Raw genomic sequence first — 26,457 nt, forward strand, 5'->3', positions numbered from 1 at the left:
ATCCTCGTGGCGATGCGCGGCGACACCAGCTATCCCGAGCAGCCCGAGACGGTCGCCATCCGCGCATCCTCGGCCGCGGGCGATGGCGGCGGGGCCCGCAAGGCCGACAAGCTGGTCACCGACCAGCCGGTCATGTCGGCGCGCCATGCCATGCGGGCGCCGATGTCCCAGCGGACCGGCGACCGCGAGGTCATCCGCGTCCGGCCCTTCGTCCGCCTCGCTTCCAATCTATCGCTCACGACCGGCGTCTACGCTTCCAATATCCCGCCCTTCAACCCGCTGCGCCTCTTCGCCGAGGGCGGGCAGCCCGAGGAGCGCTATGCCGAGCCGGCCCAGGACATGCCGGATGCCGACGTCACCATCGTCAAGCGCGACCTCGACGATCTGACCCTGCCCTCCGGCAAGCCACAGCTCAGCGATGCCGAAGTGATCTCCCAGATCGAGGAAGAGCGCGCCAACATGGCGAATTCCGGTCGCCAGCGTGCGCTGCCGATCCCGCCGCAATTGATGCTCAGCAGGACGCTGACCGGTGCGGCGGCGCCGGGCACCGACCTCCTGGCTTATGCTCCGGCGACCGATACCCGATTCTCGGGGATCGAGGTCCGCGTCGTCCCGGAGAACCTGACCAACGCACCGAAGACGCCGATCCCGGCCTCGCGCGAGCCCCTCGTCGAGGACAAGCTGCTGATGGCCAAGCGCGGCGAGAATTTCGAACAGGTCATGCGCGGCGCCGGCGTCGCCCCCGAGCAGATCCGCGCGATGATCACCGCCTTCGGCGGCAAGGTCCGCACCTCGGCCCTGCCCGATGGCCAGGTCTTGCAGGTGCTCTACGCGCCGGGCCCTCGCCCCGGCGATTCCCGCCAGATCATGCGCATCTCGCTGCTCAGCAACGGCCAGCCCGACAGCACGATCGCGATGAACGACAAGGGCGCCTTCGTGCCGGTCGACCTGCCGCGCCAGGATGTGGTCGGTCCGCAGAAGCCGCAGCGGCGCAATACCGAGGACGGCGACGAGGACGAGGGTTCCGGCGGCGCTCGCCTCTATGAGAGCCTCTACGAGACCGGCGCGCGCCACGACCTGCCGCGGCCGCTGGTCGACGAGCTCGTCCGCATCTTCTCCTACGATCTCGATTTCCAGCAGCGCGTCCATGGCGGCGATAATCTGGAGGTGATCTTCACCGAGGAGGATGAAGGCGAGCGTGCCGAGATCCTGTCCGCGACCCTGACCGTCAATGGCGAGGCGCGCCGGGTCTTCCGCTACCAGGCGCCCGATGACGGGCTGATCGAGTATTTCGACGACGAGGGCAAATCGCTCAAGAAGTTCCTGCTGCGCAAGCCGGTCGCCGATGGCGAGCTGCGCTCCGGCTTCGGCATGCGCTACCACCCGATCATGCGCTATTCGAAGATGCATACCGGCATCGACTGGGCGAACCGGATCGGCACGCCGATTCTTGCCGCCGGCAACGGCACCGTGCTCAAGGCCGGCTGGTCCTCCGGCTACGGCAAGCATACCGAGATCCAGCACGCCAACGGCTATGTCACCACCTATTCGCATCAATCGAACTTCGCGGCCGGCATCGTGCCGGGCGCCAAGGTCCGCCAGGGCCAGGTCATCGGCTATATCGGCACCACCGGCCTCTCCACCGGTCCGCACCTGCATTACGAGGTCCTGGTCAACGGCAACTTCGTCAACCCGATGAAGATCCGCGTGCCGCGCGGGCGCGAATTGCAGGGTACGACGCTGGCCGAATTCAAGCGCCAGCGCGATGAGATCCGCAGCCTGATCGAGAAAGCCGGCGGCACGCTCGCTCAATTGCGTTGAGCGCATGACGGCAGGGCGTTCCGCCGCCCGCTGCGCTTCGGTAGCTTGACAGTAAGCGCGCAAGCGGACACCGCGGAAGCAGGCATTCCTCTATCGCGCGAGTTCCGAAGCCATGGTCGCTTCCCTCCTCGTCGTCCTGCCCGTCTTCGGGCTGATCGGCCTCGGCTATCTCGCGCGCTGGACGAAGCTCCTCCGCGAGACCACGGGTGAGGGCCTGTCGGATTTCGTCTTCGTCCTCGCCGTGCCCTGCCTGCTGTTCCGCACGCTCGCCAAGGCCGACATTCCCCTGACCCAGCCATGGGGCTACTGGGTCGCCTATTTCGCCGGCCTCGCCGTGGTCTGGGCGCTGGCCATGGTCATCGCCTCCCGGTTTTTTGCCCGCAAAGGGCCTGAGCTTGTCGTTTCCGGCTTTGCCGCCGCGCAGTCGAACACCGTCTTCGTCGGCGTGCCGATGATCCTGAAGGCTTATGGCGATGCTGGCGCCGTGCCGCTCGGCCTGCTGCTCGCCGTCCATCTGCCGGTCACGATGACGGCAGCGACCTTGCTGGCGGAGGGACGCTCGGCTTCGATCCCGTTGCTGATCAAGCGCCTCTTCACCCATCCGATCATCATCGGCATCATCCTGGGCTCGGCGGTGCGCCCGATCGTCGCCTTCATTCCCACGCCGGTCTGGACGCTGGTCGATCTGCTCGCCGGCGCCGCCGTACCCTGCGCGCTCATCAGCCTGGGTATCGCCATGCGCCGCTACGGTCTCGAATCGGGGCTCGCCCTGCCGACGGTGCTGAGCGGGCTGAAGCTCGGCCTGCATCCGCTCCTGGTCTATTGGCTGGCAACGTGGGTCTTCGAGATGCCGGTCCACTGGTCCGGGGTGGCGGTGCTGTTCGCCGCCTGCCCCTGCGGGATCAACGCCTATCTCTTCGCCGAGCGCTACCGGCAGGGCGTGGCCGATGCATCGAGCGCGATCACGCTCTCGACCCTGCTCTCGCTGTTCACCACCGCGGCCTGGCTGACTTTCCTCGGCGTCGGCTGAGTTCTTCAGGCGAAGCCGAGCTGCCGGCGGATTTCCACCGCGGTGACGCCATCGTCTCGGAGCGCCGCGAGGCTTTGCGAATCCCGGCTCTTGGCGAGCTTCTGCCCGTCATCGTCGAGCAGCAGGCGATGGAAGTGATAGAGCGGCGTCGGCAGGCCGAGCAGATGCTGCAGCAGGACGTGGACATCCGTCGCCGCTTCCAGATCGCGGCCACGCACGACATGGGTCACGCCCTGCAAGGCATCATCGACGGTGACGGCCAGATGATAGCTTGTCGGTACGTCCTTGCGGGCGAGCACCACGTCGCCCCAGCGTTCCGGCGCGATCTGGACAACGTGCCGGACGTCATCCGCATCGAACACCGTGTAGCCCAATGATCTCCCCGCCGCGGCGATTGCCGTCGCCATGTCGAGGCGCAACACATGCGGCTCCCCGGCCGCGATACGCCGCGCGGCCTCGTCCGGACCGAGCACCTTGCAGAGATCGGGGTAGAGCGGTGCGCCATCGGGATCGACCGGCCAGGGCCGTCCGGTGACCGCTTCCCGGGCCACGACCGCGTTGCGGATCTCCTGCCGGGAGCAGAAGCACGGGTAGATCAGTCCGCGCTGGCGCAGACTGGCCAGCGCTCCGGCATAATCGTCGAAATGCGCGGATTGCCTGCGGAAGCCGGGCTCGAACCGGATGCCGAGCCATTCCAGGTCCGTCTCGATCCCCTCGACGAATTCCGGCCGGCACCGCGTCAGGTCGATATCCTCGATCCGCAACAGCAGGCGCCCGCAGAAGCGATGGGCCATCGCCTCGTTGGTCAGGGCCGACAGCGCATGGCCGAGATGGAGGCGCCCGTTCGGGCTCGGGGCGAAGCGGAAAACCGGCCGGCTGGAATCGGGTGGAGCGGACGCCATCTCTCCTGTCTAGGGATTGCGCGCGCCTGCGCCAAGCTGCTCCCTGCTGACGAAACCCGTCGCCTCTGCCATCGATACCGGGACCATGATCGAGAGAATCACATCCAATGCCGATCTCGAGGAGGGGATGGCAGCGCTGGTCGCCCTCCACCCGGACTGGCAGCCGATCGTCGCGCGCACCGGCTTGCCGCCGCTGAGACTGCGCGAAGGCGGCTTTGCCGGCCTCGCCGCGATCATCGTCTCGCAGCAATTGTCGGTCGCTAGCGCACGGGCCGTCTGGAACCGCTTTGCCGCGGTCTTCGTGCCGCTGACGCCGGAGCGCGTGCTGGCCGCGACCGATGACGACATGCGCCTGTCCGGCCTGTCGCGGCCAAAACAGCGCACCTTGCTCGCGCTCGCGACTGCCCTGGTCGAGCGCCGCTTCGCCTTCGAGGCGCTCGACCACGCCTCTCCGGAGGAGATCCATGCGCAGATGACGGCGATCTCGGGCATCGGTCCCTGGACGGCCGATGTCTATCTGCTGTTCTGCCTGGGTCATCGCGACGGCTTCGCCGCCGGCGATCTCGCCATCCAGGAAGCCGCCCGCCATGCCTTCGGCCTCGCAGCCCGCCCGAAACCGGCCGAGCTTCAGGCGATGGCGGAGGCCTGGCGGCCCTGGCGCGGCGTCGCGGCGCGGCTGCTCTGGGCGGATTATGCCCTGCTGAAGCGCCGCGAGGGCATCAATGCCTGAGCGTCACGCCCTGACACACGGCCTTCACGCGGAAATGCGGGTCATCCCGGACGGAGCGAAGCGGAGATCCGGGATCAGCTCCGCGTGATCTTCAGCGCCGTCTGTGCGGCGGCGCGCAGCATCGACGAATCGCTCATCACCGTGACCATGCGCGCGCCCATGGCGAGCCCCTGCTTGGCGCGCTCCGCCGTCGCGCAATAGAACGCGACCGGCTTGTTCACCGCCGAGGCGCGGGCGACGACATGCTTGAGCGCTTCATCGACCTCGCGCGCAGTGGCATCGACCTTCGCCCCGCCGGACAGCGCAATCGACAGATCCGACGGCCCGACGAACAGCGCATCGATCCCGTCAAGCGCCAGGATGTCGTCGACGATCGCCATCGCCTCGCGGGTCTCGATCATCGCGAAGGTCAGCGAGAAGCGATTCGCTTCCTTCAGATAGCTGTTCTGGTCGAGGCCGGAGGCGCTCAGGCCCCCGTAGCTGCCCCAGCTCCGCTCGCCCATCGGCGGATACTTGGCATAGGCGGCGAAGCGGCGGGCATCCTCCATCGTGTTGATCATCGGTGCGATGACGCCGGAGACGCCGCTGTCGAACAGCTTCGAGACGTTCTGGAACTCGCCGACCGGGATGCGGGCCACCACCGGCTTGCCGGCAGCGTTGATCAGCGGAATCGCCCGGATGACCTCGGCCAGCGTGATCGGCCCGTGCTGCATGTCGAGCGTGATCGTATCGAAATCCTCCTGCGCGAGCGTCGCCGAGACGGAGGGGTCCGGCAGGCCGCACCAGGCCGAGACGATGCTGTCCCCTTTGGCGAAGCGATCGGCAAGGGAGGACAGGACGGTGGGCTTGGCCATGGTGCGTTCATCCGGTTCGAAGCCGCGCTTCGGACGTCGCGGCCATCGACGCAAGGTTGATCAGCGCGGAGCCGGAAAAGCAAACGGGCGCCCATGCGCCCGTTTCAGAGACGTCCTGCGTCAACCGGGATGCGCGCCCGGATATGTAACTTACCGGCCGGCCTGGATGTCGTCGGCCGCCTTGATCAAGAGCTCGGTCATCACGGTGCGGATCTCGGTATCCGCGACGGTGATCCCGGCGAGCGCGAAGTCGTTCTTGACCTTGCGCACCACGTCCTCATCGCCGGCCTCCTCGAAATCGGCCACGACGACCGACTTGGCATAGGCTTCGGCATCCGCCCCGCTCTTGGCGAGCTTCTCGGCAGCCCAGAGCCCGAGCAGCTTGTTGCGCCGGGCGGTCGCCTTGAAGCGCAGCTCCTCGTCATGGGCGAACTTGTTCTCGTAGGCGTCCTTGCGCTGGTCGAAGGTCGTCATGCGGCGTCCATGTCCTCGTCTGGGGAAATACCGTTCAATCATATAGGTCGCCGGTCGAGCGAGGGCCAGCCTCGATCCGTGTCTTCAGCGGTCTTTAAGCGTCCGCAGGCACCCAAATGCCGGTTTGTTGCGTTTGCGGCGCGGAGGCTCCATATAGCAGGCGCGGGGCCACCTCCGGTGTTTCCGCACGCAACCGGCACCGTTGCCGCCGCTGGATTCGCACCCGACGAGTCCGACAGGCCGACGGCGCCGGCAAGAACAGAACAGGGGCCAGATCCCGCCGCGACCCCATCGCGTCCAGAGAAGGGCCGACCTTTGGATTTCCTCAAGCCACGGTACATACCCATGAATCGCCGCCGTCGCATTTACGAAGGCAAGGCGAAGGTCCTCTATGAAGGACCCGAGCCCGGTACGCTGATCCAGCATTTCAAGGATGACGCCACCGCCTTCAATGCCAAGAAGCATGAAGTGATCGACGGCAAGGGCGTGCTCAACAACCGCATCTCCGAGCACATCTTCTCGAATCTCAACGATATCGGCGTGCCCACGCATTTCATCCGCCGGCTGAACATGCGCGAGCAGCTCATCCGCGAGGTCGAGATCATCCCGCTCGAGGTCGTCGTGCGCAACATCGCCGCCGGTTCGCTGGCGACGCGCCTCGGACTCGAGGAAGGCACGCAGCTGCCGCGCTCGATCATCGAGTTCTACTACAAGAACGACGCGCTCAGCGACCCGATGGTCTCGGAAGAGCACATCACCGCCTTCGGCTGGGCGACGCCGCAGGAGATCGACGACATCATGGCGCTCGCCATCCGCGTCAACGACTTCCTCTCCGGCCTGTTCCTGGGCGCCGGCATCCGCCTCGTCGACTTCAAGATGGAAACGGGCCGCCTCTGGGAAGGCGAGATGATGCGCATCGTCGTCGCCGACGAGATCAGCCCCGATTCCTGCCGTCTCTGGGACATCAAGTCCAAGGACAAGATGGACAAGGACCGCTTCCGCCGCGACATGGGCGGCCTGATCGAGGCCTATTCCGAGGTGGCCCGCCGCCTCGGCATTCTCGGCGAGAACGAGAACCCCGGCCCGGCCGGCCCGCGACTGGTGCAGTGAGCGCCATCGCGGCGCCATTATCGCCGATGAAACGGGAGCGCATGCGCTCCCGTTTTCATGTCGTGGCTCTGACCCTCGCCGGCAGCCTCCTGCTTGGCGCCTGCTCGCACCATTTCGGGCCGGGCATCGCTGGCCTGCCAGCCTCGCAGGGCTGGGAGCCCCTGCCGATCGGTTCCTGGGTGCTGAACGACGGGCTCGAAGCCCGCTCGATGGTGTTCTGCCCGCGCGAGAGTTGCACGCGGCAGGGCTTCGCCGCGGTGATCGCCCTCGAAGGCGATCAGGCCCGCGACATGGAACAGGCCCTCTCGGAAAGCCCGGCAAGCCTCGGGCAGGCCTTCGCCCGCTTGGCGGCAGCGAAGGCGGCCGAGCGCCGCAAGGCGCAGCGCAAGCAGAAGAAGAAGCCGGATGTGAAACCGGAAGCCCGCAGCGCGACCGATGTCATCCGCATCGATTCGACCGAAGCCAAGGGCGTTCTCGTCACGATCCGCTCGCTCGACAGGACGGGTCGCCAGGCTGTGACCGCGATCATCTATGGGCGCGAAAGCGACCGTCTCGTTCTGGCCCTCGCCGTGAGCGAGACGGCCGAGGCCGCTCGCCGCGATGCCCAGGCCGCCTGGCGCAGCCGCTGATTCACGTGAAACCGCGGGAAACGGTTGAGCCCGCCCCGATTCGCCTCTAAAGCACCCCGATAAAGCCCGCGCTCGGAGAACCTCATGAAAGCCCGCGTCACCGTCACCCTGAAGAACGGCGTGCTCGATCCGCAGGGCAAGGCGATCGAGGGCGCGCTGAAGTCGCTCGACATCGCCGGCGTCGAGTCGGTGCGCCAGGGCAAGGTCTTCGACATCGAGCTCTCGGGCTCGGACAAAGCCGCCGCCGAGGCCGCCCTCAAGGCCGCCTGCGAAAAACTCCTCGCCAACACCGTGATCGAGAACTACCGCGTCGAGATCGGAGCCTGAGCGATGAAAGCCGCCGTCATCACCTTCCCCGGCTCCAACCGTGACGGCGACGTCGCCAAGGCGCTGAAGCAGGCCGGCGCCGAGGTCAATCATGTCTGGCACGGCGATACCGAACTGCCTGATGGGACCGATCTCGTCGTGCTGCCGGGCGGCTTCTCCTATGGCGACTATCTGCGCACCGGCGCCATCGCCGGCCGCGCCCATATCATGGACGCGACCCGCGCCCACGCCGCCCGCGGCGGCTATGTGCTGGGGATCTGCAACGGCTTCCAGATCGCCTGCGAGGCGGGGCTCCTGCCCGGCATCCTCGTGCGCAACGCCCATCTGAAATTCGTCTGCAAGCGCCAGCACCTCAAGGTCGAGCGCAACGACACGCCCTATACGAGCACCTATGCCAAGGGCCAGGCGATCGATGTCTGCATCGCCCATGGCGAAGGCAACTACATCGCCGATGCCGAGACGCTCGCGCGCCTCGAAGGCGAGGGCCTCGTCGCCTTCCGCTATGCGGATGAGCAGGGCAACGTCACCCCGGCAGCGAACCCGAACGGCTCGCTCAACAACATCGCCGGCATCTACTCGCCCGGCTTCAACGTGCTCGGCCTGATGCCGCACCCGGAGAACCTGATCGATTCGCTGGTCGGCGGCACCGATGGGCGCGGCCTGTTCCAGAGCCTCGTCGGCAGCCGCAAAGCGGCCTGAAGAAGGCGGCGTGCGGGAACACGCACGTCATTCTCGGGCGAAGCGAAGCGCAGACCCGAGAATCTCTGTCAGGATAAATCGCCCTTTTCGGCATGAGATGCCCGGGCCAAGCCCGAGCTTGACGCACTGATCAGCGCGCCTTCAGCGCCCGCTGCAACAGCCGGCTCGCCGCCGCCTGGTCGAGCGGGCCGACATGCTTTTCCAGGATATGGCCGTCCGGCCCGATGACGAAGGTCTCGGGCACGCCGTAGACGCCCCATTCGATCGCGCCGCGCCCGGCCCGGTCTGCGCCGACCGCCGAGAACGGATTGCCGAGCGCGCCGAGGAATCGGCGGGCATTCTCGGCCTCGTCCTTATAGTTCATCCCTACCAGCGCGACCTTGCCCTGCTTCACCGCATCGGTTTCGGCGAGGCCCATCAGTACGGGATGCTCGACCCGGCAGGGCGCGCACCAGCTCGCCCAGACATTGACCAGCGTCGCCCTTCCCTTCGCGAGATCGGCATTGCCGAAGGTCGGCACGGGCTTCCCGTCCCGCTGCAGCCCCTCCAACGGCGCGAGCGCGATCGTCGGTGCGACGCGGCCGATCAGGGCGGAGGGCACCTTGCTCTTGTCGCCGCTGAACAGCCCGATGCCAAAGACGATCGCGAGCCCGCCGAAAATGATCAGCGGCGCAAGGAAAACCAGCGGCGAGCGCCGTTGCGGTGCGGCCTCAGTCTGGCTCATGCCGCCTCCCGGCCCGAACGGCGGCCGGCGCCGCGACGCTCCAGCGCATCGAGCGCCCGCTTCTGGGCAGCGTGGTCGCGCAGGATCGCCAGCGTCAGCCCGGCGAGAACGAGCGCCGCCGCGCCATAGGAGGCCAGGATGAAGCCGGCATGCGGCCCAATTCCGTCGAGAAAACCGCTCATGCCGGCACTCCCTGCGCCGCCAGCCGGTCGAGCCGCTCGGCCTCAAGGATCGTCAGCGTCCGCACGCGCCGGCGCATGATTTCGGCGCGCATCGCGACCATGTGCAGCGACAGCGCCATCAGCGTGAAGCCGACCGCCAGGATCAGGAGCGGCCAGAGCATCGCGGGATGGATCGTCGGCCCGCCCATGCGCAGCACCGAGGCCGGCTGGTGCAGCGTGTTCCACCAGTCGACGGAGAACTTGATGATCGGCACGTTGACGAAGCCGATCAGCGTCAGGATGGCGACGGCCCGCGCCGCCCGCGAAGGCTCGTCCAGCACCCGCCAGAGCGCGATCAGGCCGAGATAGATCAGCAACAGCACGAGCATCGATGTCAGCCGCGCATCCCAGACCCAGTAGGTGCCCCACATCGGCTTGCCCCAGAGCGCGCCGGTAACCAGGCAGACCAGCGCGAAGCAGGCCCCGATCGGGGCCGCCGCCTTCTGCGCGACATCGGCGAGGGGATGGCGCCAGACCAGCGTACCGAGCGCCGAGAGCGCCATCATCGAATAGAACATCATCGCGAGCCAGGCGGCCGGCACATGGATGAACATGATGCGGATGGTCTCGCCCTGCTGGTAATCGGCAGGCGCCTTGAACCAGGCGAGATAGAGCCCGACGACGATCAGCAGTGTTGCAATGGCGGCAAGCCACGGCAGCACTACGGCCGAGAAACGCATGAAGCGCGTCGGATTGGCGAGGTCGATCAGGCTGGCCATGATGCCGGCGATGTCAATTGCGGGGGCTTGAGCGCCATGAGCGCAGCTTTAGCAATCTCGACGGGTTCCAAGCAATGCATGCTTGAGGGATGCGACAATCACGCTTCGGCTAGGCATCCTCGTCTGCCGAGGCATCCGCGCCGCCCTTGTCGACGATACCGAACTGCTTGGACCGGATGCCTTCGCCGGCCAGATCGAACCCCTCGGCCGCCAGACCCCGCCGCAGAAGCTCGCGCACCGCCGCCGCCCGACTCGGCATGCGCTTGTCGAATCGCCAGTTTTCCAGGGCCCGCAACTCGTCCTGGTTGAGCATGATCTGGAGGCGTTCGCCCCGTTCTTCGGATGGCATTTTGTTGCAACCACATCAAAATGAGTAAGTGACGATAACAGCGCCTGGGACTGGGATGCAAGAGCCTGCGCCGGTGCCGTCATCAGCGGCAGTTCCTGCAATTTATTATCTTGCTAAACTATTGAATTAATTCGTTTATTTATCGAATCCGCATTGCTTTCGGCAGCACGCCGCGCTAGCTTGCCTGCAGGAGGATCGACCATGTTGATCAAGCTGTCGGAGGACATGCAGCGCGCCGTCGAGACGAAGGTGCGCAGCAAAATCGACGAGGTGCTCGTCCTTGACGTCAACGCCACCGCCGAGGAAATCCGCCGCGCGTTTGTCGAGCGGAACGTCGCACTTGAGGATATCGCGGTATCCGTCGCCAAGTTCGCGACCCAATGCGGCTACCCGATCGAGTTTGCGCCGCAGGCACCCCAGCGCGACTGAGCCGCCTATTCGGCCGATCTCAGGGCTGCCGCCGCAGCCACCGTGCCCACCACGATCGCCCCCAGCGAGATCGCGCACAGGATCAGGAACGGCGTCAGGAAGGGCACGGTGCCCCCCACAGCCGCATTGGCAGCGGAAACACCGAAGATCAGGACCGGCACCGTCAAGGGCGCGACCAGCACAGGCACGATCAGCCCGCCTCGCCTGAGGCTTGCGGCAAGTGCCGCTCCGCCCGCCCCGATGAAACTCAAGGCCGGCGTGCCGACCAGCAGTGTTGCGACGAGCGGCAACACACCCTCGCCCGGCAACGCCACCAACAGACCGAGCAATGGTGAGACCAGCGCCAGAGGCAGGCCCGTCGTCAGCCAATGCGCCAGCCCCTTGGCCAGCACCGCGAGTTCGAGCGGCAGGGCGGAAGCCCGGATCAGGTCGAGCGAACCGTCCTCCTCGTCGCTCTGGAACAGCCGATCGAGCCCGATGAGGACAGACAAAAGCGCCCCCAGCCAAAGGATCGCCGGGCCGATCCGCGAGAGCAGGTTGAGATCGGGCCCGAGCGCGAAGGGCACGAGCACGACCATTGTCAGGAAGAAGACGAGCGCGAGCTCGCCACCACCGCCGGCCCGGCTCGCAACGGCAAGATCGCGCTTCAGGATCGCCAGGAAAGCGCGCCTCATGGCCCGATCCTGACTTCGCGCGCGCCCTCGATCCCGAGCGGACCATGGGTGGCCGCCAGGATCGCACCGCCCTCGGCGAGATGATCGCGCATCAGCCCGGCGACCATCGCCTGCGAAGCCGTGTCGAGCGCCGAAAGCGGCTCGTCGAGCAACCAATAGGGCCGGCGCGAGACCAGAAGCCGCGCCAGCGCGACGCGCCGCCGCTGCCCGGCCGAGAGATAGCCGGCCGGCAATTCCGCCGCATGGCCCAGCCCAACCACCGCCAAGGCTTCGTCCGGCGTCGCCGCGGCGTCGCCGAGCACATCCTGTGCGAAGGCGAGATTCTCGCGCGCCGTCAGCGCCGTCTTGAGCCCGTCGCGATGGCCGACGAGATGCGAAAGCTCGGCGAGATCGGCCTCATCCTCCGAGCCGGTCAATCGGATACGGCCGCCATCAGGCCTCAGCCGCCCGCAAAGCATGGCGATCAGGCTCGACTTGCCGGCGCCGTTGCGGCCGGTCAGCGCGATCGCCTCGCCGGGGCGAAGCACAAAGCTCAAGCCTTCGAAGATCAATCGGCCGCCGCGGCGGCAGGCGAGATCTTCGGCGTGAAGGCTGGTCAGTGGGAAGGAGGCGGGTTTCAAGCCAGCGCTGCCGCAGATGCGTTCGAGCTCATTTCGTTCATCTAGCGCGCTTCTTGGAATTGCTCTATAGAACCCGCGGCTACGCCGCACGCCGATCCGGCGCGGGGCTCGGGCACTCCCGAGGCGGCGCGCGCGTCATGCGCATTAGGCCTTCGAACGGCATCGTCCGCAAGGGCAGTATCCCTTGAAGACATGTCGGTCGCGACCGCAACCCCTTGATCAGGATCAAGCCCGAATGGCCTCGCTCGACTCATTCAAAGCCCGCAAGACGCTCACCGCCGGCGGCAAGACCTACACCTATTACTCCCTGCCCGATGCCGAGAAGAACGGCCTCGCCGGCATCTCGAAGCTGCCCTTCTCGATGAAGGTGCTGCTCGAGAACCTGCTGCGCTTCGAGGACGGCCGCTCGGTCACCAAGGCCGATATCGAGGGCTTCGTCGCCTGGCTCGACGACAAGGGCACCGCCGGCAAGGAAATCGGCTTCCGCCCGGCCCGCGTGCTGATGCAGGACTTCACCGGCGTTCCCGCCGTGGTCGACCTCGCCGCGATGCGCGACGGCGTCAAGGCGCTCGGCGGCGACGCCCAGAAGATCAACCCGCTCGTTCCCGTCGATCTCGTCATCGACCACTCGGTCATCGTCGACGAGTTCGGCACGCCAAAGGCCCTCGCCCAGAACGTCGAGCTCGAATACGAGCGCAACGCGGAGCGCTACAAGTTCCTCAAGTGGGGCCAGGGCGCCTTCGACAATTTCCGCGTCGTCCCGCCCGGCACCGGCATCTGCCACCAGGTCAATCTCGAATACCTCGCCCAGACCGTCTGGACCCGCAACGAGACGATCGACGGCGCCGAGGTCGAGGTCGCCTATCCTGACACGGTCGTCGGCACCGACTCGCACACCACCATGGTCAACGGCCTCGCCGTTCTCGGCTGGGGCGTCGGCGGCATCGAGGCCGAGGCCGCCATGCTCGGCCAGCCGCAGTCGATGCTGCTGCCGGAAGTCATCGGCTTCAAGCTGACCGGCTCGCTCAAGGAAGGCATCACCGCGACCGACCTCGTGCTCACCGTCACGCAGATGCTGCGCAAGAAGGGCGTCGTCGGCAAGTTCGTCGAGTTCTTCGGCCCCGGCCTCTACAACCTGACGCTGGCCGACCGCGCGACGATCGCCAACATGGGCCCTGAATACGGCGCGACCTGCGGCTTCTTCCCGGTCGATGCCGAGACGCTGGATTATCTCACCACCACCGGCCGCAAGTCCGACCGCATTGCACTGGTCGAGGCCTACAGCAAGGCGCAAGGCCTTTTCGCCACCCGCGAGACGCCGGATCCGGTCTTCACCGACACGCTGGAGCTCGATCTCTCGACGGTCCAGCCCTCGATGGCCGGCCCGAAGCGTCCGGAAGGCCGCGTCGATCTCTCCGGCGTCAAGGCCGGCTTCGCCGCCGCGATGGACACCGAGTACAAGAAGGGCGCCGAGCTTTCGCGCCGCGTCGAGGTCGAGGGCGAGGATTTCGATCTCGGCCATGGTGACGTCGTCATCGCGGCGATCACCTCCTGCACCAACACCTCGAACCCATCGGTGCTGATGGCGGCGGGCCTGCTCGCCCGCAACGCGGTCGCCAAGGGCCTCAAGGTCAAGCCCTGGGTGAAGACCTCGCTGGCGCCCGGTTCGCAGGTCGTCGCCGAATATCTCGCCAAATCGGGCCTGCAGAGCGATCTCGACAAGCTCGGCTTCAACCTGGTCGGCTTCGGCTGCACCACCTGCATCGGCAATTCCGGCCCGCTGCCGGCACCGATCTCGAAGACGATCAACGAGAAGGGCCTGATCGCGGGCGCCGTCATTTCCGGCAACCGCAACTTCGAAGGCCGCGTCTCGCCGGACGTGCAGGCGAACTACCTGGCCTCGCCGCCGCTGGTCGTCGCCTATGCGCTCGCCGGCTCGGTCCAGATGGACCTGACGACGCAGCCGATCGGCACGGGCTCGGACGGCAAGGACGTCTACCTGAAGGACATCTGGCCCTCCAACAAGGAGATCCAGAGCTTCATCCAGCAGAACGTCACCCGCGCCATCTTCGAGGCCAAGTATGCCGACGTCTTCAAGGGCGATCAGCACTGGCAGGCGGTGAATGCGCCGACTTCGGAGACCTATGCCTGGGACGACGATTCGACCTATGTGCAGAACCCGCCCTATTTCCAGGGGATGCACCGGAAGCCCGATGCGATCACCGATATCAAGGGCGCGCGCATCCTCGGCCTCTTCGGCGACAAGATCACCACCGACCACATCTCGCCGGCCGGTTCGATCAAGGCGGCCTCGCCGGCCGGCGCCTATCTCACCGAGCATGGCGTTGCGGTCGCCGACTTCAACCAGTACGGCACGCGCCGCGGCAACCATGAAGTCATGATGCGGGGCACCTTCGCCAATATCCGCATCCGAAACCACATGCTCGGCCCGAACGGCCGTGAGGGCGGCTACACCATCCACTACCCCAGCAAGGAAGAGCTGCCGATCTACGACGCGGCGATGAAGTACCAGGCGGAGAAGGTGCCGCTGGTGATCTTCGCCGGCGTCGAATACGGCAACGGCTCCTCGCGCGACTGGGCGGCCAAGGGCACCAACCTGCTCGGCGTCAAGGCGGTGATCGCCCAGAGCTTCGAGCGCATCCATCGCTCGAACCTGGTCGGCATGGGCGTCGTTCCCTTCACCCTGCAGGAGGGCACGAGCTGGGCTTCGCTCGACCTGAAGGGCGACGAGATGGTCACCATCCACGGCCTCGCCAACGTCAAGCCGCGCCAGATGATGGAAGCCGAGATCACCTATGCCGACGGCTCGGTGAAGAAGGTGCCGATCCTCTGCCGCATCGATACGCTGGACGAGATCGACTACTACAAGAATGCCGGCATCCTGCATTACGTGCTGCGCGGCCTCGCCGCGTAAGCCGCAAACGCAGCAACGAGACAGGTCATGGCCGGCGCAAGCCGGCCATGATGCATGAGGGACGCCTCCCGGTTGTCCTCGCGCCCGCCGCAGTGTAAGGGGGCGGTTCAGTCATCCTCGGTGGCGACTTGGGGCAGGCGCAGGGCGATATCCCGCGCTCGGATGTCGTCCGCCATCACCGATACCAGACGGGAGCACCCGCAGCATGTCCGCCACGTTCGAGACGGTCGCCGGCATCATTTCCGAAACCTGCGATATTCCGCGGGAGAAGATCACGCCGCAGAGCCATGCGATCGAAGATCTCGGCATCGATTCGCTGGCCTTCCTCGACATCGCCTTCGCGATCGACAAGGCCTTCGGCATCAAGCTGCCGCTCGAGCAGTGGACGCAGGAAGTCAACGAGGGCAAGGCTCCGGCCGAGCAATATTTCGTGCTCGAGAATCTCTGCAAGCGCATCGACGACCTCGTCGCCGCCAAGAAGGCGTGACGCCTGCGCCGAACCGCCGGACTTGAGCCGGCGCTTCGCTCCCGATAGAGCATAGGGGCCGTCGCGCGGATCACCCGATCCGTGCCGCGGCCTTGCGCCGTTCTGGCGCTCATCAGGCCAAGGATCGCATGCGCCTCGAATATTTCGACATGATCGACAGGGTCGTGACCTTCGATCCGTCGCAGAAGCGCATCGTGACGCGCTCCACCGTCCCCGCCGAAAGCCCGGTCTTCGAGGGTCATTTCCCCGGTCACCCGCTGGTGCCCGGCGTACTCTTGACCGAGACCATGGCGCAGGCCTCGGGCTATCTCCTGCTCGGCCTCAACGGCCTCTCGCAGATGCCGTTCCTGATGACGGTCGACAAGGCGCGCTTCCGCACCTTCGTCGAGCCCCGTACTGAGCTGGAGACCAGCGCCGAGCTGGTGATCGAAGGTTCCGGCTACGCCGCGACCAAGGTGAAGCTGACCAGCGCAGGCAAGCCGATCTGCGATGCCGAGCTGCGCTTCCGCCTGATGCCTTTCCCCGCCGATATGCGCGCGCTGATGTTCAGCCGCATCGAGACAATCGGCCTGACGCCGGAGCCTGCCCCATGAACCGCCGCGACGTGGTGATCACCGGCATCGGCATCGTCTCCAGCCTCGGCGAGGGCATCGAGACGCATGCCGCCGCGCTCGCGGCAGGCGGCCCGCCGGTCGTCGATACCGAAGGCTTCAAGCCCTATCCGGTCCATCCGCTTGCTGCACTGGAGCTGGACAGGCAGATCCCGAAGAAATCCGACCAGCGCCAGATGGAGCCCTGGCAGCGGCTCGGCGTCTACGCGGCCGGCCTCGCCCTCGATTCCGCCGGACTGAAGGATGACACCGAGGCGAAGAGTGCCCTGCAGGTCATCGTCGCCGCCGGCGGCGGCGAGCGCGACCATGCCGTCGATGCGACCATCCTGGAAGGGTTGCGCGGTGCGGGCGAGCCGGGCGCCTTCCTCAACGAACGCCTGATGAGCGATCTCCGGCCGACGCTCTTCCTGGCCCAGCTCTCCAACCTGCTCGCCGGCAATATCGGCATCGTCCACGGCATCACCGGTCCGTCCCGCACCTTCATGGGCGAGGAGCAGGCCGGCGTCGACGCGATCCGCACCGCCCATGCCCGCATCGCGTCGGGCCAGTCCGACCTGATGCTGGTCGGCGGCGCCTACAATGCCGAGCGCCGCGACATGCTGCTGCTCTTCGAGCTCGGCGGTTATCTGCACCGCGACGATTTCGCCCCCGTCTTCGAACGCGAGAAGGCGCCCGGCCTGATAACCGGCAGCGCCGGCGCCTTCCTCGTGCTGGAATCGGCCGAGCGCGCCGCCGCCCGCGGAGCGAAAGTCCATGCGAAGCTCAGCCGGACCGGCGCCGCCCGCAGCCGCCGCGCACCAGGCACGGTCGGGTCCGCGCTGACGACACTGCTCGGCGGCTTCGGGCCGATCGCCACTGAGGCGCTCGCCATCTCCGCCGCCACCGGCTGCGCCGGCATCACGGCCGAGGAAGCGGCGGCCATCGCAGCCACGGCTCCTTCTGCAAAGCGCATCGCGGCCGGCGATCTGGTCGGGCACGGCGTCGAGGCCGCCTTCCCGGTTTCGGTGGCGCTCGCCGCGATCGCGCTGTCAGTCGGGCAGGCCAGGGAGGCGATCGTCACCGGCGCCGGCCATTGGCGCGGCGAAGGCGCCGCGCATCTCGTTCAAGCGTGAGGGTTGAAGCCATGACCACGCATCGCGACGCCAAGGGCCGTCCGCTCGTCGCCGTCACCGGGCTGGGTGTCGTCACCTCGCTCGGGCAGGGCAAGGACGTCAACTGGCAGGCCCTGACATCAGGAAAATCCGGCATTCACCGCATCGACCGCTTCCCGACCGAGGGACTGAAGACCAGCATTGGCGGCACCGTCGACTTCCTGTTCGACGGCCCGTTCACGGCCCCCCAGCTCTCGGAGAAGCTCGCGACGCTGGCGGCCGAGGAAGCCGTCGGCCAGAGCGGCATCGGCACGGAAGGCGACTTCCCCGGCGAGCTCTTCATGGCGGTACCGCCGGTCGAGATGGAATGGCCGCAGAAGCAGGAGATGGCCCGGGCCACCTCGGGCGAAGCCGATTACGACGGCCTGCTGCGCACCGCCGCAACCGGCCAGTTCCGGGCGATGCACGAGCTCTTCGTCTTCGGCGGCGTCGCCGACCATATCGCCGACCGCTTCGGCACCAGGGGCTCGCCGATCTCGCTCTCGACCGCCTGCTCCTCGGGCGCGACCGCGATCCAGATGGGCGTCGAGGCGATCCGCCGGGGCGATACCCAGGCCGCCCTCTGCATCGGCACCGACGGCTCGATCCATGCCGAGGCGCTGATCCGCTTCTCGCTGCTCTCGGCGCTGTCGACCCAGAACGACCCGCCGGAAGGCGCTGCCAAGCCCTTCTCCAAGGGCCGCGACGGCTTCGTCATGGGCGAGGGCGCAGGTGCCCTCGTGCTGGAGGATTACGACCATGCGCTGGCGCGTGGCGCGACCATTCTCGGCATCGTCGCCGGCTGCGGCGAGCGTGGCGACGGCTTCCACCGCACCCGCTCGAGCCCGGACGGCAAGCCTGCGATCCTCGCCATGCAGGACGCGCTGGCCGATGCCGGGCTGACGCCCGACGATGTCGACTATATCAACGCCCACGGCACCTCGACGCCCGAGAACGACAAGATGGAGGCGATGAGCTGCGCCGCCGTCTTCGGCGAGCGCATGGCGAGCCTGCCGATCTCCTCGAACAAGTCGATGATCGGCCATACGCTGACGGCGGCCGGTGCCGTCGAGGCGGTGATCTCCTTCATGACCATCGCCAACGGCACGATCCCGCCGACGATCAACTACGTGAACCCGGACCCGGCCATCGCGCTCGACGTCGTGCCGAACGAGGCCCGCAAGGCGAAGGTGAGGACGATCATCTCGAACTCCTTCGGCTTCGGCGGCCAGAACACCTGCCTCGTGCTGACGGCGCCTCCGGAGGCTGCATGACAAAAATCCTCGTCACCGGCGGCGCCAAGGGCGTCGGCGCGGCGATCGTGCGTGCGCTGGCCGCGGCCGGCCATGATGTCGACTTCACCTTCCGCTCCTCCGCCGACCAGGCGAAGGCGCTGGCGGAGGAGATTGCCGCGAGTCATCCCGGCCGCAGCATCGTCGCGCTGCCGCTCGACCTCTCCGACAAGGAAGCGCTCGACGCCTTCTGCGAAGCCCGCGAAGGCGAGAGCTATTTCGGCCTCGTCCACAATGCCGGCCAGCCCTATGATTCGCTTGCCGCGATGATGGTGCAGGACAAGGCCGAAGCCGCGATGCAGGTCAATTTCTGGGCCTTCACCCGCCTCGCCAAGAGCCTGATGCGCACCATGATCCGCGCCCGCGCCGGCCGTATCGTCGCGATCGGCTCGGTCGCGGCCTTGCGCGGCAATCCCGGCAACGCCGCCTATGCGGCCTCCAAGGGCGCGCTGATCTCCTATGCCAAGACGCTCGCGGTCGAGACCGGGAAGCGCGGCGTCACCGTCAACGTGATCGCGCCGGGCTTCGTCGATACCGACATGATGGCGCCCTACGCCGCCTATCGCGACAAGATGCAGGCGCAGATCCCGGCCGGCCGCTTCGCCAAACCCGAAGAAGTCGCCGGCCTCGCCGCCTTCCTGATGAGCGAGCCCGCCGCCTATATCACCGGCACCGTGCTGCCGATCGACGGCGGCGTGACGGCGCAGCTCGGCGTACACCGCTGACAAGATTGTTCCGAAAGGTCGAAAACCGATGCGTTCCCTCCAGCTCCACGGCGACCGCGACCTGCGCCTGGAAGAGATCGAGCCGCCGCCGCCGCCCGCTCCGGGCGAGGTGCAGATCCGCGTCAAGGCGGTGGGCCTGAACTATCTCGACCTCTGGGGCTTCCGCGGCATGGCCTTCGCCAAGCGCAAGATGCCGCAGGCGGCGGGCGTCGAGGCCGCCGGCGAGATCGTCTGCGTCGGCGAGGGCGTGACCGGCTTCGCGCCCGGTGACACCGTGACGGCCTATGGCGCCGATACCTGCGGCCAGTGCAAGGCCTGCCGCGAAGGCCGCGACAATCTCTGCGAGAACGTCGCCGGCATCATGGGCTTCCATATCGACGGCTTCGCCCGCGAATTGCTGAACCGCCCGGCGCGGCTGACGATCAAGGCGCCGAAGGGCGTCTCCTTCGAGGACGCGGCCTGCGCGCCGATCGGCTTCGGCACGGTCCAGCACATGTTGTTCGACAATGCGAAGCTGGAGCCCGGCGAATCCGTGCTCGTCCATGCCGGCGGCTCCGGCATCGGCACGGCCGCGATCCTGATGGCCAAGGCGATCGGCTGCACCGTCTACACCACGGTCGGCGACGACGAGAAGGGCGCCAAGGCCAAGGCGCTCGGCGCCGACCACGTCATCAACTACCGCGAGGACCGCTTCGAGGGCGTCGTCCGCAAGCTGACCGGCCGCAAGGGCGTCGATGTCGTGTTCGAGCACGTTGGAGCCGACACCTGGAACGGCTCGCTGCTCTGCCTGAAGCGCGGCGGCCGGCTCGTCACCTGCGGTGCGACCTCCGGCCCCTCGGCATCGATCAACCTGATGCAGCTCTTCCAGCAGCAATACCGCATCACCGGCTCCTTCGGCTGCCGCATCGAGAACATCGCCCAGTCGCTGGAGAAGATGGCCGGCGGCATGAAGCCGGTGATCGACTCGGTCTTCCCGCTCGCCGAATTCGAGAAGGGCCTTGCCCGCATCGAGGGCCGCAAGGTCTTCGGCAAGGTCGTCATCGCCTTCTGACCGGGACCTGTTTCCCGCCAAGGACTTGACGCGGGCGGCTTCCTGCCCCAGATCGCCTTTTTAGGCCCGGTCTTGCTCTCGGCACGGGCGTTTCACGCAGGACCGACCTTGAGACGATTGAAGGCTATCGCCGCGCGCGCCGGCGCCGCGGTGATGATCGGCGTGATCCGCGCCCTGTTCGGCTTCCTGCGCCTGCTCGGGCCCGAGCGCGCCAGCGATCTCGGCGGCTGGCTTCTGCGCAGCGCAAGCCCGCTGATCCCGGTCAACCGCGTCGCACTCGCCAATATCCGCGCAGCCTTCCCCGAGAAGGACGAGGCCGAGGTCAGGCGCATCGCGCGCGGCGCCTGGGAGAATCTCGGCCGCGTCGCCGGCGAATACGCCCATCTGAAGACGCTCTTCGATTACGACTACCACAACCCCGACAAGCCCTCGCGCGTCGAGGTCAAGGGCATCGAGCACTTCATCACGCTCAAGGACGACGAGAAGCCGGGCCTGATCTTCTCGACCCATCTCGCCAACTGGGAGCTGCCGGCGATCTGCGCCCAGGCCTACGACCTCGAAACCACCGCCGTCTTCCGGGCCCCCAACGACCCGGCGATCGCCGCCGTCGTCCACGAGATCCGTTCGGGCGCGATGGGTGGGCTCGCCGCGGCGAAGCAAGGCGCCGCCTTCGCCATGCAGGGCGTGCTGGAGAATGGCGGCCATCTGGGCATGCTGATCGACCAGCATTTCACCCGTGGCGTCGTCGTGCCGTTCTTCGGTCGCCCGGCCCTGACCAACCCGATCATGGGCAAATTCGCCAAGCGCTTCGAATGCCCGGTCCATGGCGTGCGCGTCATCCGCCTGCCGAACCACCGTTTCCGGCTGGAGCTGACCCCGCCGCTCGACCTGCCGCGCGACGCCAATGGCGAGATCGACGTGCAGGGCGCGATGGCGATGATGACGGCCGTCGTCGAGGGCTGGGTCCGCGAATATCCCGAGCAATGGCTCTGGATGCATCGCCGCTGGCGGCCCAACATGATCTCCGCTGCCGCGCGCGAGGCCTTCGATCACGCTCACGCGACCGTGCCGGTTTTCAAGGCAACGTGATTTCCCTCGTGACGGGATTGCGGGCTTTGGTAACCTCCGGAAAAGAAGTCGTCCGCAGAGTCCTGATCATGTCCCCTCGCCCGCGCCATCTCGCAGCGACCGTTGCAGCCCTTGCCCTCGGCATGGCGGCGGCCCAGGCGCAGACGCCCGCGAAGCCTCCCAAGGCGGTGATCGAGCTCTTCACCAGCCAGGGCTGCTCATCCTGCCCGCCGGCCGATGCGCTCGTCGTCGAGCTGGCCAAGGACCCCGAGCTGATCGCGCTGACCCTGCCGGTGACCTATTGGGACTATCTCGGCTGGAAGGACACGCTCGGCAAGGATTCCTTCGCCAAGCGCCAGAAATTCTACGCCAAGGCCCGTGGCGACGGGCAGGTCTACACCCCCCAGGTCGTCATCAACGGCGCCGCCCATGCCATCGGCTCGGAGCGGGCCGAGATCGAAAAGGCGGTGAGCCAGTTCGCGACGACAGGGTTCGCTGCCCGGATCGCCCTGAAGGAAGAGAACGGCGCGCTCCAGATCCAGGTCGCTCCGACCGGAGGCGAGAGCGAGGCAACAGCCGGTATCTGGGTATTGCCGACCACGCATCAGGCTGCCGTGCCGATTGCGCGCGGCGAGAACCAGGGCCGCACGCTGTCCTACGCCAATGTCGTGCGCGGCATGGTGCGCGTCGGCGACTGGACCGGCAAGGAGACGACCGTCACAGCGCCGCTCTCGGCGACCCAGGCGCCTGAGGCCGACGGCTATGTCGTCATTGTCCAGGCCGAGCGCCCCAGCAAGTACGGCCATATGATGCCCGGCGCGATCCTCGGCGCCGCCAAGGGGCCGGCGAAGCGCTGAGCTTCTGCGCGCTGCGATCTAAAGCAGGATCACCTTGTTCGAGAGCTCGTCGGTATCGCCGGGCACGGGTGGCACATGCTGCCCCAGTACCGTCCCGACCGAGCCGACAGCCGCGATCAGCCCTTCGGTCAATCGATCCTCCCGCGCCGCCGCGAGCAGGGGTTCGATGATGCCGCGCCAGGTATCCTTCTCGACCAGCCCGTCGATGCCGGTATCGGCGAGGATCTCCGCATAGCGCTCCTGCAAGGCGATATAGAGCAGCACGCCGGTGCGCCCCTTCGTCCGCGTCAGGCCACGCGCCGTGAACTCGCGTAGCGCCACATCATGCGCGCGCCCGCGCTTGACGAAGCCGGGCACGAAGCGCCCGCCGCGGCCATACCAGAGCAGGCTCGCCAGCAGGCCGACGGCGCAGAGCAACTGGATCAGGAAGATCCGCTGCGCGCTCATCACCGTCAGCGACAGGAGCGGCCACGGCACGACCAGCGCCAGCGTCAACGCCAGCATCACCGGGATATTGCGATAGCTGGACGCCGCCCGGTCGATCACCACGACGATCTCGCCGGCCGTCTGCAACTCGGCCCGGCGCACGGCCTCCGCGATCGCGTCCCTGTCGGCTGCGTCCATCACCAGTCTCCCGAAGCCCCGCCGCCGCCAGACGAGCCGCCGCCACCTGAAAACCCACCGCCGCCCGAGCTCCAGCCGCCTCCGCCGCCGCTCCAGCCCGAGCTGGACCCCGAACCGGTGCTCCAGCCCGTGCTCTGTGGCAGCGTCACCCACTGCCCGTTGCGCAGACGGTGCCGGCGCGCGCCGCCCTGCCGGCTCAGGCCACGCAGGAAGGCGACGATGAACAGGAAGATCAGGATCATCGCGATGACCACCGCGATATCCTCGCCCAGCGTGCTCTCGTCCGAGCGCACCTCGGCGCGGCGCTGCCATTCCTCGGCATCTCCAGCGAGAATGGTCAGGATGGCGTCGACCCCGGCCTCGATTCCCCCGGCGAAATCGCCGGTCTTGAATTTCGGCGCGATCGCCGTGGTGATGATGACCTTCGAGAGCGCATCGGTCAGCGCCCCTTCCAGCCCGTAGCCGACCTCGATGCGGACCTTGCGTTCCTTCGGCGCGACGATCAGCAGCGCGCCGTTGTTCTTCGCCTTTTCACCGAGCTGCCAGTGCCGGAAGAGGCCGTTGGCGAAATCCTCGATGGTGATGTCCTGCAGCGAGGGCACGGTCGCGACGACGACCTGGTCGGAGGTCTTGTCCTCATGCGCCGTGAGCTTGTCCTCGATCCGCTGCCGGACGTCCGGTGCCAGCAGGTTCGCGCCGTCGACGACCCGCTCCGTCAGAGCGGGATAGGTCGGCTCAGCGGCGAGCGCGAAGCTGCTCCAGAGCAGAAGCAGCAGGGCTGCAACGGCGCGCGCCGCCGTCATTCCCGGGCCGACCCGAGAATCTCTGGCAGGAGATGCCCGGGTCAGGCCCGAGCATGACGGCCTTGTCGACATCACGCCGGCCCGATCACCGCTCTCAGAACTTCACCGCGGGCGGCCGCTCCGCTCCAGCGGTCGCCGTGAAGGTCTCCATCGGCTTGGCGCCCCAGAACAGCTTTGCCCAGATCACGCCCGGGAAGGTGCGGATTTCGGTGTTGAAGGCCTGCACCGCCTGGATGTAGTCGCGCCGTGCCACCGCGACGCGGTTCTCGGTGCCTTCGAGCTGCGACTGCAAGGCCAGGAAGTTCTGGTTGGACTTCAGCTCGGGATAGCGCTCGACCGTGACGAGCAGCCGCCCGAGCGCGCCGGTGAGCTGGTTCTGCGCGTCCTGGTATTCCTTGAACTTCACGGGGTCGTTGATGGTCGAGGCATCGACCTTGACCTGGCTCGCCTTGGCGCGGGCTTCGACCACGGCGGTCAGCACCTCGCGCTCCTGCGCGGCATAACCCTTTACCGTCTCGACGAGATTGGGGATCAGGTCGGCGCGGCGCTGATACTGGTTCTGCACCTCCGACCAGGCGGCTTTCGCCTTTTCCTCCAGCGTCGGCACGTTGTTGTAGCCGCAGCCGGCGAGCACGAGGCCGAACATGCCGAGGACAAGCCAGGCGAGCGGGCGGCGAAGATGGGTCGCGAAAGACATGCCGAAAACCCCTTTTGGCAACGTCAGAACAATCGATTCGGACCTTACCCGCCAGCGCCCGCCCATCCAAGCTGTCAGGTCGCGGCGAATGGCCTATCCTGCGATTCCTCACCGGAGCTTCGCCATGCGCCTGTCTCTTTTCCTCTCCCTGCCCCCCGCCTTGCTGGCCGCCCAGATCGCCTTCGCCCAGCCACAGGCGCCCGCTCCCGAAGCCGCGACCGGGCGCACCGTCAAGACGTTGGGAACGGCCCAGCGCTTCATGGCCGCCGCCGCCAATCCGCTGGCCGCGACGGCCGGGCGCGACATCCTGCGCGCCGGCGGCAGCGCCACCGATGCCGCCATTGCCATCCAGCTCGTCCTCAATCTGGTCGAGCCGCAGAGCTCCGGCATCGGCGGCGGTGCCTTCTTCGTCCATTGGGACGAGGCCGGCCGCAAGGTGACGACGCTGGACGGCCGCGAGACCGCGCCGGCCGCCGCCAAGCCTGATCGCTTCATGAAGGACGGCAAGCCGATGCCGTTCCGCGAGGCCGTGGTCGGTGGCCGCTCGGTCGGCGTGCCCGGAACGCTGAAGCTGCTGGAAGAAGCCCATCGCCGCTGGGGCAAGCTGCCCTGGGCCGACGTCGTCGCGCCCGCGCTGAAGCTGGCGGAGGAGGGGTTCGCGATCTCACCGCGCCTGAATGGGCTGCTGGCCGGAGAAAAGGATCTGCCGAAGAACGTGCTCGCAGCCGCTTATTTTTACGAGCCGGACGGAAAGCCCAAGGCGGTCGGCACCGTCCTGAAGAATCCCGCCTTCGCCGCGACGCTGCGTGCCGTGGCGGCGCAAGGTGCAGAGACCTTCTACAAGGGGGCGATCGCCGCGGACATCGTCGCGACGGTCACCGACCATCCGACCAATCCCGGCGACATGACGCTGGCCGATCTCGCTGGCTACAAGGTCGAGGAACGCGAGCCGGTCTGTGGTGCCTACCGGATCTGGCGCCTCTGCGGCATGGGCCCGCCCAGCTCCGGCGCCGTCGCGCTCCAGCAGATGCTCGGGGTGCTCGAAGGGCAGGACCTGCGCCGGATGGGGCCGGGCACTGACGCCGCGCACTGGTTCAGCGAGGCCGGGCGCCTCGCCTTCGCCGATCGCGCGCTCTATCTCGCCGACCCCGCCTTCATCAGCGTGCCCGTGCGCGGCCTGATCGACCGCGACTATATCCGCTCGCGCGCCGGTCTCGTCAGCCCGGATCGCTCCATGGGCCGCGCCAAGCCCGGCGATCCCCCGAACAAGCGCGCGCAATTGCTCGCCCCTTCCGACGGGATCGAGAACGGCACCAGCCATATCTCGGTCGTCGACGCCGACGGCAACGCCGTCGCCATGACCACCACGATCGAGGACGGTTTCGGCTCGCGCCTGATGACCAAGGGCGGCTTCCTGCTCAACAACGAATTGACCGATTTCAATTTCGCGCCGGAGGAGGACGGCAAGCCGGTCGCCAACCGCGTCGAGCCCGGCAAACGCCCGCGTTCGTCGATGGCGCCGACATTGGTCTTCGATGCCTTCGGCCGGCTCTATGCCGTGGTCGGCTCGCCCGGCGGCAGCCAGATCATCGGCTATGTCGGAAAAACGCTGGTTGCCCTGCTCGACTGGAAAATGGATCCGCAGCAAGCCGTCGATTTCGGCAATTTCGGCAGCCGCAACGGCCCGACCGAGTTGGAGAAAGGCACCGAAGCGGAAGCCTGGAAGACCGCACTGGAGGCCAAGGGCCACGAGGTCCGCCTGCTCGAGATGACCTCAGGCACGCAGGCCATCGTCAAGACACCGGAAGGCTTTCTGGGCGGCGCCGATGGCCGCCGCGAAGGCGTCGCGATCGGGGATTGAGCAG

30 protein-coding genes (1 of these 30 cut by a window edge) are annotated in these 26,457 nt (G+C 67.1%); 18 read left to right on the top strand and 12 right to left on the bottom strand.

Annotation, left to right across the window (positions count from 1 at the left end; translation table 11 throughout):
* Both FHT98_RS11635 and FHT98_RS11640 read left to right on the top strand, forming a co-directional pair.
* A protein-coding gene (locus FHT98_RS11635) for a M23 family metallopeptidase (RefSeq protein ID WP_091862462.1) crosses the window boundary here: on the top strand, positions 1 to 1,821 show its 3' portion. Its footprint begins 204 nt before the window's first position; the window shows 1,821 of its 2,025 coding nt (coding positions 205-2,025); the start codon falls outside the window, past its left edge; it ends in the stop codon at positions 1,819 to 1,821.
* 112 nt (positions 1,822 to 1,933) lie between these two features.
* Complete coding sequence (locus FHT98_RS11640) at positions 1,934 to 2,851, top strand: AEC family transporter (protein WP_061966539.1); 918 nt, start codon at positions 1,934 to 1,936, stop codon at positions 2,849 to 2,851.
* Between the two features lie 5 nt (positions 2,852 to 2,856).
* Here FHT98_RS11640 and gluQRS read toward each other — a convergent pair whose 3' ends face one another.
* A complete protein-coding gene (gluQRS, locus tag FHT98_RS11645; RefSeq protein ID WP_142114128.1) occupies positions 2,857 to 3,753 on the bottom strand; it encodes a tRNA glutamyl-Q(34) synthetase GluQRS in 897 nt (298 codons plus the stop codon).
* Positions 3,754 to 3,838: 85 nt separating this feature from the next.
* Between gluQRS and FHT98_RS11650 the strand changes: the two genes are divergently transcribed.
* Positions 3,839 to 4,483 (top strand): DNA-3-methyladenine glycosylase family protein, encoded by a 645-nt coding sequence (locus FHT98_RS11650; RefSeq protein ID WP_142114129.1) that lies wholly within the window; start codon positions 3,839 to 3,841, stop codon positions 4,481 to 4,483.
* A gap of 74 nt (positions 4,484 to 4,557) precedes the next feature.
* On the opposite strand, the gene FHT98_RS11655 is transcribed toward FHT98_RS11650, so the two are convergent.
* Both FHT98_RS11655 and FHT98_RS11660 read right to left on the bottom strand, forming a co-directional pair.
* On the bottom strand, positions 4,558 to 5,337 hold the full coding sequence (locus FHT98_RS11655; RefSeq protein WP_061966536.1) for an HpcH/HpaI aldolase family protein: 780 nt from the start codon (positions 5,335 to 5,337) through the stop codon (positions 4,558 to 4,560).
* Between the two features lie 150 nt (positions 5,338 to 5,487).
* On the bottom strand, positions 5,488 to 5,811 hold the full coding sequence (locus FHT98_RS11660) for a DUF1476 domain-containing protein (RefSeq protein ID WP_061966535.1): 324 nt from the start codon (positions 5,809 to 5,811) through the stop codon (positions 5,488 to 5,490).
* A 315-nt stretch (positions 5,812 to 6,126) separates the two neighbouring features.
* Between FHT98_RS11660 and purC the strand changes: the two genes are divergently transcribed.
* The 4 genes from purC to purQ all read left to right on the top strand — a co-directional run bounded on the left by purC (position 6,127) and on the right by purQ (position 8,576).
* A complete protein-coding gene (gene purC, locus FHT98_RS11665) occupies positions 6,127 to 6,921 on the top strand; it encodes a phosphoribosylaminoimidazolesuccinocarboxamide synthase (protein ID WP_061966534.1) in 795 nt (264 codons plus the stop codon).
* 41 nt (positions 6,922 to 6,962) lie between these two features.
* Positions 6,963 to 7,550: a hypothetical protein gene (locus tag FHT98_RS11670; protein WP_142114130.1), complete on the top strand. Its 588-nt coding sequence runs from the start codon at positions 6,963 to 6,965 to the stop codon at positions 7,548 to 7,550.
* Positions 7,551 to 7,634: 84 nt separating this feature from the next.
* Positions 7,635 to 7,877: a phosphoribosylformylglycinamidine synthase subunit PurS gene (gene purS / locus FHT98_RS11675; RefSeq protein ID WP_061966532.1), complete on the top strand. Its 243-nt coding sequence runs from the start codon at positions 7,635 to 7,637 to the stop codon at positions 7,875 to 7,877.
* A 3-nt stretch (positions 7,878 to 7,880) separates the two neighbouring features.
* The gene (gene purQ, locus FHT98_RS11680; protein ID WP_142114131.1) at positions 7,881 to 8,576 is read left to right on the top strand and encodes a phosphoribosylformylglycinamidine synthase subunit PurQ; all 696 of its coding nucleotides are present in this window, start codon (positions 7,881 to 7,883) and stop codon (positions 8,574 to 8,576) included.
* A 130-nt stretch (positions 8,577 to 8,706) separates the two neighbouring features.
* Here purQ and FHT98_RS11685 read toward each other — a convergent pair whose 3' ends face one another.
* The 4 genes from FHT98_RS11685 to FHT98_RS11700 form a co-directional block, all read right to left on the bottom strand.
* Positions 8,707 to 9,300, bottom strand: coding sequence for a DsbE family thiol:disulfide interchange protein (locus FHT98_RS11685; RefSeq protein ID WP_142114132.1), 594 nt, complete (start codon positions 9,298 to 9,300; stop codon positions 8,707 to 8,709).
* Positions 9,297 to 9,482 (bottom strand): heme exporter protein CcmD, encoded by a 186-nt coding sequence (ccmD, locus tag FHT98_RS11690; RefSeq protein WP_142114133.1) that lies wholly within the window; start codon positions 9,480 to 9,482, stop codon positions 9,297 to 9,299. Before ccmD ends, FHT98_RS11685 begins: the two co-directional genes overlap by 4 nt.
* Positions 9,479 to 10,240 (bottom strand): heme ABC transporter permease, encoded by a 762-nt coding sequence (locus tag FHT98_RS11695; protein ID WP_091862492.1) that lies wholly within the window; start codon positions 10,238 to 10,240, stop codon positions 9,479 to 9,481. The genes ccmD and FHT98_RS11695 overlap by 4 nt, the downstream gene beginning before the upstream one ends.
* Positions 10,241 to 10,349: 109 nt before the next feature.
* Entirely contained in the window at positions 10,350 to 10,589 is a 240-nt protein-coding gene (locus FHT98_RS11700) for a hypothetical protein (protein WP_061966527.1), read from the bottom strand.
* Positions 10,590 to 10,790: 201 nt separating this feature from the next.
* On the opposite strand from FHT98_RS11700, the gene FHT98_RS11705 reads away from it, so the two are divergent.
* Positions 10,791 to 11,018 (top strand): hypothetical protein, encoded by a 228-nt coding sequence (locus FHT98_RS11705; protein ID WP_061966526.1) that lies wholly within the window; start codon positions 10,791 to 10,793, stop codon positions 11,016 to 11,018.
* 5 nt (positions 11,019 to 11,023) lie between these two features.
* On the opposite strand, the gene ccmB is transcribed toward FHT98_RS11705, so the two are convergent.
* The gene (gene ccmB, locus FHT98_RS11710) at positions 11,024 to 11,692 is read right to left on the bottom strand and encodes a heme exporter protein CcmB (protein ID WP_061966525.1); all 669 of its coding nucleotides are present in this window, start codon (positions 11,690 to 11,692) and stop codon (positions 11,024 to 11,026) included.
* A complete protein-coding gene (ccmA, locus tag FHT98_RS11715; protein WP_244492766.1) occupies positions 11,689 to 12,228 on the bottom strand; it encodes a heme ABC exporter ATP-binding protein CcmA in 540 nt (179 codons plus the stop codon). Before ccmA ends, ccmB begins: the two co-directional genes overlap by 4 nt.
* Positions 12,229 to 12,547: 319 nt before the next feature.
* On the opposite strand from ccmA, the gene acnA reads away from it, so the two are divergent.
* The 9 genes from acnA (at position 12,548) to FHT98_RS11760 (ending at position 22,468) form a co-directional block, all read left to right on the top strand.
* Positions 12,548 to 15,247: an aconitate hydratase AcnA gene (gene acnA / locus FHT98_RS11720; protein WP_142114134.1), complete on the top strand. Its 2,700-nt coding sequence runs from the start codon at positions 12,548 to 12,550 to the stop codon at positions 15,245 to 15,247.
* 205 nt (positions 15,248 to 15,452) lie between these two features.
* Positions 15,453 to 15,734, top strand: coding sequence for an acyl carrier protein (locus tag FHT98_RS11725; RefSeq protein ID WP_047580420.1), 282 nt, complete (start codon positions 15,453 to 15,455; stop codon positions 15,732 to 15,734).
* Between the two features lie 128 nt (positions 15,735 to 15,862).
* Complete coding sequence (locus FHT98_RS11730; RefSeq protein ID WP_142114135.1) at positions 15,863 to 16,327, top strand: 3-hydroxyacyl-ACP dehydratase FabZ family protein; 465 nt, start codon at positions 15,863 to 15,865, stop codon at positions 16,325 to 16,327.
* Positions 16,324 to 17,457, top strand: coding sequence for a beta-ketoacyl-ACP synthase (locus FHT98_RS11735; RefSeq protein WP_142114136.1), 1,134 nt, complete (start codon positions 16,324 to 16,326; stop codon positions 17,455 to 17,457). Before FHT98_RS11730 ends, FHT98_RS11735 begins: the two co-directional genes overlap by 4 nt.
* Before the next feature lie 11 nt (positions 17,458 to 17,468).
* Complete coding sequence (locus FHT98_RS11740; RefSeq protein ID WP_113586405.1) at positions 17,469 to 18,749, top strand: beta-ketoacyl-ACP synthase; 1,281 nt, start codon at positions 17,469 to 17,471, stop codon at positions 18,747 to 18,749.
* Positions 18,746 to 19,492: an SDR family oxidoreductase gene (locus tag FHT98_RS11745; protein ID WP_113586404.1), complete on the top strand. Its 747-nt coding sequence runs from the start codon at positions 18,746 to 18,748 to the stop codon at positions 19,490 to 19,492. The genes FHT98_RS11740 and FHT98_RS11745 overlap by 4 nt, the downstream gene beginning before the upstream one ends.
* 28 nt (positions 19,493 to 19,520) lie before the next feature.
* Positions 19,521 to 20,543, top strand: coding sequence for a zinc-binding dehydrogenase (locus FHT98_RS11750; RefSeq protein ID WP_113586403.1), 1,023 nt, complete (start codon positions 19,521 to 19,523; stop codon positions 20,541 to 20,543).
* A gap of 153 nt (positions 20,544 to 20,696) precedes the next feature.
* Positions 20,697 to 21,632, top strand: coding sequence for a lipid A biosynthesis lauroyl acyltransferase (locus FHT98_RS11755; RefSeq protein WP_061966546.1), 936 nt, complete (start codon positions 20,697 to 20,699; stop codon positions 21,630 to 21,632).
* Between the two features lie 68 nt (positions 21,633 to 21,700).
* A complete protein-coding gene (locus FHT98_RS11760) occupies positions 21,701 to 22,468 on the top strand; it encodes a DUF1223 domain-containing protein (RefSeq protein WP_142114137.1) in 768 nt (255 codons plus the stop codon).
* A gap of 18 nt (positions 22,469 to 22,486) precedes the next feature.
* On the opposite strand, the gene FHT98_RS11765 is transcribed toward FHT98_RS11760, so the two are convergent.
* The 3 genes from FHT98_RS11765 to FHT98_RS11775 all read right to left on the bottom strand — a co-directional run bounded on the left by FHT98_RS11765 (position 22,487) and on the right by FHT98_RS11775 (position 24,541).
* A complete protein-coding gene (locus FHT98_RS11765) occupies positions 22,487 to 23,092 on the bottom strand; it encodes a TPM domain-containing protein (protein WP_061966516.1) in 606 nt (201 codons plus the stop codon).
* Entirely contained in the window at positions 23,092 to 23,895 is an 804-nt protein-coding gene (locus FHT98_RS11770; protein ID WP_142114138.1) for a TPM domain-containing protein, read from the bottom strand. The genes FHT98_RS11765 and FHT98_RS11770 overlap by 1 nt, the downstream gene beginning before the upstream one ends.
* A gap of 94 nt (positions 23,896 to 23,989) precedes the next feature.
* The gene (locus FHT98_RS11775) at positions 23,990 to 24,541 is read right to left on the bottom strand and encodes a LemA family protein (protein ID WP_244492769.1); all 552 of its coding nucleotides are present in this window, start codon (positions 24,539 to 24,541) and stop codon (positions 23,990 to 23,992) included.
* Between the two features lie 175 nt (positions 24,542 to 24,716).
* Between FHT98_RS11775 and ggt the strand changes: the two genes are divergently transcribed.
* Positions 24,717 to 26,453, top strand: a complete 1,737-nt coding sequence (gene ggt, locus FHT98_RS11780) for a gamma-glutamyltransferase (RefSeq protein WP_142114139.1) — start codon at positions 24,717 to 24,719, stop codon at positions 26,451 to 26,453.
* Positions 26,454 to 26,457: the final 4 nt, after the last annotated feature.

This window comes from Allobosea sp. AK1 (assembly GCF_006714945.1).
Lineage (GTDB): Bacteria > Pseudomonadota > Alphaproteobacteria > Rhizobiales > Beijerinckiaceae > Allobosea > Allobosea robiniae.

Excerpts from the sequence above, each read along its gene's own strand:
- FHT98_RS11640 (WP_061966539.1), top strand. The coding sequence starts at position 1,934 with ATGGTCGCTTCCCTCCTCGTCGTCCTGCCCGTCTTCGGGCTGATCGGC.
- gluQRS (WP_142114128.1), bottom strand. The coding sequence starts at position 3,753 with ATGGCGTCCGCTCCACCCGATTCCAGCCGGCCGGTTTTCCGCTTCGCC.
- FHT98_RS11650 (WP_142114129.1), top strand. The coding sequence starts at position 3,839 with ATGATCGAGAGAATCACATCCAATGCCGATCTCGAGGAGGGGATGGCA.
- FHT98_RS11655 (WP_061966536.1), bottom strand. The coding sequence starts at position 5,337 with ATGGCCAAGCCCACCGTCCTGTCCTCCCTTGCCGATCGCTTCGCCAAA.
- FHT98_RS11660 (WP_061966535.1), bottom strand. The coding sequence starts at position 5,811 with ATGACGACCTTCGACCAGCGCAAGGACGCCTACGAGAACAAGTTCGCC.
- FHT98_RS11670 (WP_142114130.1), top strand. The coding sequence starts at position 6,963 with ATGCGCTCCCGTTTTCATGTCGTGGCTCTGACCCTCGCCGGCAGCCTC.
- purS (WP_061966532.1), top strand. The coding sequence starts at position 7,635 with ATGAAAGCCCGCGTCACCGTCACCCTGAAGAACGGCGTGCTCGATCCG.
- purQ (WP_142114131.1), top strand. The coding sequence starts at position 7,881 with ATGAAAGCCGCCGTCATCACCTTCCCCGGCTCCAACCGTGACGGCGAC.
- FHT98_RS11685 (WP_142114132.1), bottom strand. The coding sequence starts at position 9,300 with ATGAGCCAGACTGAGGCCGCACCGCAACGGCGCTCGCCGCTGGTTTTC.
- ccmD (WP_142114133.1), bottom strand. The coding sequence starts at position 9,482 with ATGAGCGGTTTTCTCGACGGAATTGGGCCGCATGCCGGCTTCATCCTG.
- FHT98_RS11695 (WP_091862492.1), bottom strand. The coding sequence starts at position 10,240 with ATGGCCAGCCTGATCGACCTCGCCAATCCGACGCGCTTCATGCGTTTC.
- FHT98_RS11700 (WP_061966527.1), bottom strand. The coding sequence starts at position 10,589 with ATGCCATCCGAAGAACGGGGCGAACGCCTCCAGATCATGCTCAACCAG.
- FHT98_RS11705 (WP_061966526.1), top strand. The coding sequence starts at position 10,791 with ATGTTGATCAAGCTGTCGGAGGACATGCAGCGCGCCGTCGAGACGAAG.
- ccmB (WP_061966525.1), bottom strand. The coding sequence starts at position 11,692 with ATGAGGCGCGCTTTCCTGGCGATCCTGAAGCGCGATCTTGCCGTTGCG.
- acnA (WP_142114134.1), top strand. The coding sequence starts at position 12,548 with ATGGCCTCGCTCGACTCATTCAAAGCCCGCAAGACGCTCACCGCCGGC.
- FHT98_RS11725 (WP_047580420.1), top strand. The coding sequence starts at position 15,453 with ATGTCCGCCACGTTCGAGACGGTCGCCGGCATCATTTCCGAAACCTGC.
- FHT98_RS11730 (WP_142114135.1), top strand. The coding sequence starts at position 15,863 with ATGCGCCTCGAATATTTCGACATGATCGACAGGGTCGTGACCTTCGAT.
- FHT98_RS11735 (WP_142114136.1), top strand. The coding sequence starts at position 16,324 with ATGAACCGCCGCGACGTGGTGATCACCGGCATCGGCATCGTCTCCAGC.
- FHT98_RS11740 (WP_113586405.1), top strand. The coding sequence starts at position 17,469 with ATGACCACGCATCGCGACGCCAAGGGCCGTCCGCTCGTCGCCGTCACC.
- FHT98_RS11745 (WP_113586404.1), top strand. The coding sequence starts at position 18,746 with ATGACAAAAATCCTCGTCACCGGCGGCGCCAAGGGCGTCGGCGCGGCG.
- FHT98_RS11750 (WP_113586403.1), top strand. The coding sequence starts at position 19,521 with ATGCGTTCCCTCCAGCTCCACGGCGACCGCGACCTGCGCCTGGAAGAG.
- FHT98_RS11755 (WP_061966546.1), top strand. The coding sequence starts at position 20,697 with ATGATCGGCGTGATCCGCGCCCTGTTCGGCTTCCTGCGCCTGCTCGGG.
- FHT98_RS11760 (WP_142114137.1), top strand. The coding sequence starts at position 21,701 with ATGTCCCCTCGCCCGCGCCATCTCGCAGCGACCGTTGCAGCCCTTGCC.
- FHT98_RS11765 (WP_061966516.1), bottom strand. The coding sequence starts at position 23,092 with ATGGACGCAGCCGACAGGGACGCGATCGCGGAGGCCGTGCGCCGGGCC.
- FHT98_RS11770 (WP_142114138.1), bottom strand. The coding sequence starts at position 23,895 with ATGACGGCGGCGCGCGCCGTTGCAGCCCTGCTGCTTCTGCTCTGGAGC.
- FHT98_RS11775 (WP_244492769.1), bottom strand. The coding sequence starts at position 24,541 with ATGTTCGGCCTCGTGCTCGCCGGCTGCGGCTACAACAACGTGCCGACG.
- ggt (WP_142114139.1), top strand. The coding sequence starts at position 24,717 with ATGCGCCTGTCTCTTTTCCTCTCCCTGCCCCCCGCCTTGCTGGCCGCC.